Origin of the sequence: Pseudoalteromonas sp. S3785 (genome assembly GCF_005887365.1) — a bacterium.
In the GTDB taxonomy this organism is placed as follows: domain Bacteria; phylum Pseudomonadota; class Gammaproteobacteria; order Enterobacterales; family Alteromonadaceae; genus Pseudoalteromonas.
The window spans coordinates 1-5,290 of the sequence record NZ_PNCT01000109.1 but is presented as its reverse complement, the minus strand read 5'-3'; the positions used below and the strand labels follow the sequence as shown (position 1 = coordinate 5,290).

The 5,290-nt window shown below is 42.0% G+C and carries 4 protein-coding genes and 1 tRNA gene; all 5 read left to right on the top strand.

All coding sequences use genetic code 11. The features are described 5' to 3' along the window. Positions 1–25 precede the first annotated feature (25 nt). Positions 26–98 (top strand) — tRNA-Asn (locus CWC17_RS18545). 148 nt (positions 99–246) lie between these two features. Beyond that, the gene (locus tag CWC17_RS18540; protein ID WP_138542683.1) at positions 247–2,190 is read left to right on the top strand and encodes an EAL domain-containing protein; all 1,944 of its coding nucleotides are present in this window, start codon (positions 247–249) and stop codon (positions 2,188–2,190) included. 212 nt (positions 2,191–2,402) lie between these two features. Further along, on the top strand, positions 2,403–2,984 hold the full coding sequence (rsxA, locus tag CWC17_RS18535; protein ID WP_004589478.1) for an electron transport complex subunit RsxA: 582 nt from the start codon (positions 2,403–2,405) through the stop codon (positions 2,982–2,984). Between the two features lies 1 nt (position 2,985). Continuing rightward, positions 2,986–3,540, top strand: a complete 555-nt coding sequence (gene rsxB, locus CWC17_RS18530; protein WP_004589479.1) for an electron transport complex subunit RsxB — start codon at positions 2,986–2,988, stop codon at positions 3,538–3,540. Positions 3,541–3,548: 8 nt separating this feature from the next. Beyond that, on the top strand, positions 3,549–5,290 hold a 1,742-nt coding region (rsxC, locus tag CWC17_RS18525), incomplete at its 3' end, for an electron transport complex subunit RsxC (protein ID WP_138614571.1).

The window sequence follows — 5,290 nt, the reverse complement described above, 5'->3', positions numbered from 1 at the left end:
CTTTACATACACGCCGGTGTTTGGATCTTAGCTCAGTTGGTTAGAGCGACGGACTGTTAATCCGCAGGTCCCCCGTTCGAGTCGGGGAGGGGGAGCCAATCATAAGAATTTCATAGACATTTCAGTAATTTTCCACTACTCTTCTGCTTTATAACTAAAACATAATATCTATTCTAATGTGTTGCTATTAGTTGAATGATCAAGGACTTGATTCCTTTCCTTTTGAACTATTAAAAGATTGATAACATGGCTGGCTTTAAAAAACTTATTTTTATACAAATCCTGTCTTGGCTTGTATGTGTTGCGGCTGGAAGCTACTTCATATCTGTAAGCTTTAATAATGCAGTAAGTGAAGCACAAACTTCGGCACAAACCAGTGTAACACACTACATTAACAGCTTAACAAGCGACGAGATTTCGCCTGAAAGTATAAAAAAAGCGATAGCCGATGGTAAAACGTTTTCAAACTTTATACTAAGAGACTACCAAGGGGCTGAAGTATTTTCAGTTAACTCCCCTACCCAGCTGCCCATGTTTGCTGAGTTTATTCAATCTAGCTTTAATTCAGTTCGCCCGCAATTTGCAGTTAACGACGCCGCAGACATAAAAGTAGAATTTACTCTCAATATAGAGCGTTTAGCCCAACAACTTCAAACTTCACTGTTTATTGTTATTTTTATCTCAGCGTTGTTAGTGATTATTCCGATCGTATTAATGAAGTCTATTTTTCATAGCTTAAATAAAAATATCAGCATGACCGTTGCCGATGTAATAGACATTTACATTAACCAAAATCAAATTGGTGACGACTTAAACACCGCGCTTGATGCCAGTAAAATGAAAAAGCTAGGTAAAGATTTAGTCCCTAGCTTTAATCGCCTTTCGCATTTTTTAAAAAATAAAAATGATGATATTCAAAACGCTGCCCTAAGCATTAAGCAAGAAGCCTACAAAGATGTGATTACCGAATTAGGCAACCGTAATATGTTTGTTGAATATTACGAAAAGCACATCGAAAACAGTGAGCGCAGTACCTTTGGCTCGCTAGCGCTTGTGCGCTGTAGTGAGCTGCAATCGATAAACCAAAGCCGTGGCTATCAAAAAGGTGATGACTACGTTAAAGGTGTGGCCGATATAATTAAACATATAAGTGGTACCTACACGGGTAGCCAAGTATTTAGGCTAAATAGCTCAGACTTTGCCATAGTATTACCTAATACCCCACTTAAAGAAGCAGAGCGTTTTGGTGAAAACCTGCAATCGCGCTTTACTCAATACCAGCAAAATCAAGAGCTCAGCTCTGTGGCTAATACGGGCATTGTGGGCTACGAAAAAGGCAAACCGCTGGGCGAGCTATTATCGGTTGTAGATAACGCAATGAGCATGGCGCAATCTAAGCAAGTAAATGCATGGCATGTGCAGCGCGAAACCGATTTAGTCAATAATGTAAGTGCTGGGTTTGGTAACCAAAACTGGCGCAAAGTGATTAACGAAGTAATTGAATCAAAACGTGTTCACTTAGTAATGCAAAATATTATGCCGCTGGGTAAAAGCATTAAGGCTTATGCAGAGATCCAAGTACGTTTTAAAACCGAAGATAACCAAGTGCTTCCTACTGCCTCATTTTTAGCCATGGCTGAAAAGCTCGACATGGCCATAGAAATTGACCGCTTGATTATTGACTCGTCACTTGAAAAAATTAAAAGCCGCAACCTGTCTGAAAAGTTTTTTGGCCTGAACGTGACCGCCTCAAGTGCACATAACGATCAATTTGTTATTTGGTTAGAACGCCGCTTATTAAAAGATACGCATATAGCCTCTAAATTAGTATTTGAAGTAAGTGAATTTGGCCTACAGCAAAATATTAAAGCCAGTAAACGCTTTATTGATATGGTGCATCGCGTAGGGGCTCGTGTAACGGTTGAACGCTTTGGTGTAGGGTTAACCTCGTTTAAGTTTTTCCGTGATTTAAAACCCGACTTTATTAAAATGGATGCAAGTTACACGCGCGGTCTAGAAGATGATAAAAATAATCAATACTTTATGCGCCTAATGGTTGATTTAGCCCACCGCATTGGCGTGAGTGTGTTTGCAGAGGGCGTTGAAAGCCAAGAAGAAAAACACATAGTAGAAACCTTATGCCTAGATGGCGTGCAAGGTTATTACATAGAAAAACCAAAAGACATTTAAGCCCTGCTTAAAAAACACAAAAAGAGCACATGTTGCTCTTTTTGTGTTTTAACTGTTTAATTTTTCACTTACTTTAAAATCACATAAATTTTACAGCTTTGTGATCGCTTAATTATTTTACCGTGTTTATTTAACTGATAACGACTCGCATATGTTGTTTATCGGGGCAGAAAAAAGGATAATACACGGGATTTTAATAGCGCGAGGCACACATGACAGAATATGTCTTGTTATTGATTGGAACCGTTCTAGTTAATAACTTTGTATTAGTACAATTTTTAGGCTTATGTCCATTTATGGGTGTATCAGGCAAGCTTGATACCGCAATTGGCATGTCTTTAGCAACCACGTTTGTGCTTACTCTTGCCTCTGTTACAAGCTATTTAGTTAATCAATATATTTTAGCGCCGCTAGACATCGAATTTTTACGTACCATGAGCTTTATTTTAGTGATTGCCGTTGTGGTGCAATTTACCGAAATGGTTGTGCGTAAAACTAGCCCTACTTTATACCGTTTATTAGGTATATTTTTACCGCTGATCACCACTAACTGTGCGGTATTAGGTGTTGCGCTTCTTAACATAAAAGAAGATCACACCTTTTTACAATCTGCTGTATATGGTTTTGGCGCAGCCGTTGGCTTTTCATTAGTACTTGTATTATTTGCAGCGCTACGCGAACGCCTTGCTGCTGCAGATGTTCCCACCCCGTTTAAAGGCGCCTCAATAGCCATGATAACCGCCGGCTTAATGTCAATGGCGTTTATGGGTTTTACCGGATTAGTGAAGTTTTAATATGACCTTAATGTATGCCTTGATAGCGCTTGGCTCGCTAGCGCTTGTTTTTGGACTTATTTTAGGCTTTGCAGCTATTCGCTTTCGTGTAGAAGGCGACCCAATTGTTGAGCAAATAGATACCATTTTACCACAAACTCAGTGTGGCCAGTGTGGCTATCCGGGCTGTCGCCCTTATGCTGAGGCAATTGCCAACGGGGATGAAATTAATAAATGCCCGCCAGGCGGTGAAGCAACGGTTAAAAAGCTGGCCGATTTAATGGGCGTTGAGCCTAAACCGCTTGCCGGTGGTGAGCAAGCAGAGCCGATCAAAACAGTTGCCTATATTCGCGAAGACGAGTGCATAGGCTGTACTAAGTGTATCCAGGCATGCCCTGTTGATGCCATTGTTGGTGCAACACGCCAAATGCACACTGTATTAATTGAAGAGTGTACCGGCTGCGATTTATGTGTAGAGCCCTGCCCTGTAGATTGCATTGATATGCTGCCTGTAGCCGAAACAAAACAAAACTGGAAATGGCAACTTGATGCTATTCCTGTCACGCAAATAGATTAGAGGTTTGAGTGGAAAAGTTACTTGAACAAATTAAAAAAGGCACCGTTTGGGCATTCCCGGGCGGCGTGCATCCACCACAACAAAAAACACTCTCTAACAGTGCGCGTATTGCTAGGCTCCCTCTGCCAGATAAGTTAGTTGTACCAATTAAACAGCACATAGGTGCTAACGGTAAGTTAATTGTAGAAAAAGGCCAACAGGTATTAAAAGGTCAAGCACTTACCGTGCCTGTTGCGAATTGGTCTGTGCCTGTACATGCGCCCAGCTCTGGCACAATAACAGATATTAGCCCTGTGCCTTCGGCGCATCCATCGGCTCTACCTGAGCTAAGTATTATTATTGAGCCTGATGGCAAGGATCAATGGTGCGAACTGACTCCTACCCCTAACCCAAGTGAGCTTAGCCACGATGAATTAGTCGATATTATTCATCAAGCAGGTATAAGTGGTATGGGTGGAGCAGGCTTTCCTACTTATGTAAAAGCCGATATAAAGCAACCTATTGAGTTTTTAATTGTTAATGCGGTTGAGTGTGAACCTTACATAACGGCCGACGATGTATTAATGCGTGAACATGCCAAGCAAGTAGTGCAAGGCATTGAGCTAATGCAACAAATTCTAAACCCGACACTGTGTATTGTTGGTATAGAAGATAACAAACCCGAAGCCATTGCAGCTATGAAAAGTGCCGCAGAGCACAACGCCAATATTGTCATTCAAACAGTGCCTACTGTTTACCCTTCGGGTGGCGAAAAACAATTAATTAAATTACTCACAAACCGTGAAGTACCTAGCGGCGGTATTCCGGCCGATATTGGTATTTTAGTGCACAATACCGGTACTTTGTTTGCTGTACAACAAGCCGTATACGAAGGTAAACCGCTTATTGAACGCGTTGTTACAGTAACGGGTAACACTATTCATAATGCGGGTAATGTATGGGCATTACTAGGCACTGAAGTTAAGCACCTGCTAGATTGCCAAGGTTTTTCACCCGTACCACAGCAGCGCGTTGTCATGGGCGGACCGATGATGGGCTTTACCTTGCCTACGGTACGTATTGGGGTAATTAAAACCACCAACTGTATTTTAGCGCCCGATCATAAAGAGCTGGCAGAGCCTGGGCCTGAAAAAGCCTGTATACGCTGTAGTGCCTGTGCAGATGCCTGCCCTGCTTCGTTATTACCACAGCAATTACAATGGTTTGCAAAATCAAAAGAATACGACAAATTACAAGAACACAACCTATTTGATTGTATTGAATGTGGCGCGTGTGCGTATGTATGCCCAAGCGAAATTCCATTGGTGCAATATTACCGCGTAGCAAAAGTAGAAATAAAAGAGCAGCAAGCCGAAAAAATTAAAGCCGATAGAGCAAAAGAGCGTTTTGACGCCCGTAAAGAGCGCCTAGAGCGCGAGCAACAAGAACGTCAAAATCGCCATAAACGTAAACCAGCGGCCAAAACACCAGATGAAAAACAAAAAGTAGCAGATGCCCTTGCCCGCGTTAAGAGCAAATCATCCGATGGCGATGAAAAATCAGCTGTAGCCGCTGCAATAGCCCGCGCCAAAGCGAAAAAACAGCAAGGTGAAGAGCTAGAGCCAGATAACAGTGAAGTAGCCAAAGAGCGCGCACTGCGTAAAGAAAAAGCGCGTAAATATAAAGAACAAAAAGCTGCGGAGGGCGAGTCATCATCAGTACCTGATGATAAAAAGTCAGCCGTAGCTGCTGCTATTGCCCGTGCTAAAGC

What these genes read in the sequence shown, in the direction of transcription:
- CWC17_RS18540 (WP_138542683.1), top strand. Translation starts at nt 247, where the DNA reads ATGGCTGGCTTTAAAAAACTTATTTTTATACAAATCCTGTCTTGGCTT.
- rsxA (WP_004589478.1), top strand. Translation starts at nt 2,403, where the DNA reads ATGACAGAATATGTCTTGTTATTGATTGGAACCGTTCTAGTTAATAAC.
- rsxB (WP_004589479.1), top strand. Translation starts at nt 2,986, where the DNA reads ATGACCTTAATGTATGCCTTGATAGCGCTTGGCTCGCTAGCGCTTGTT.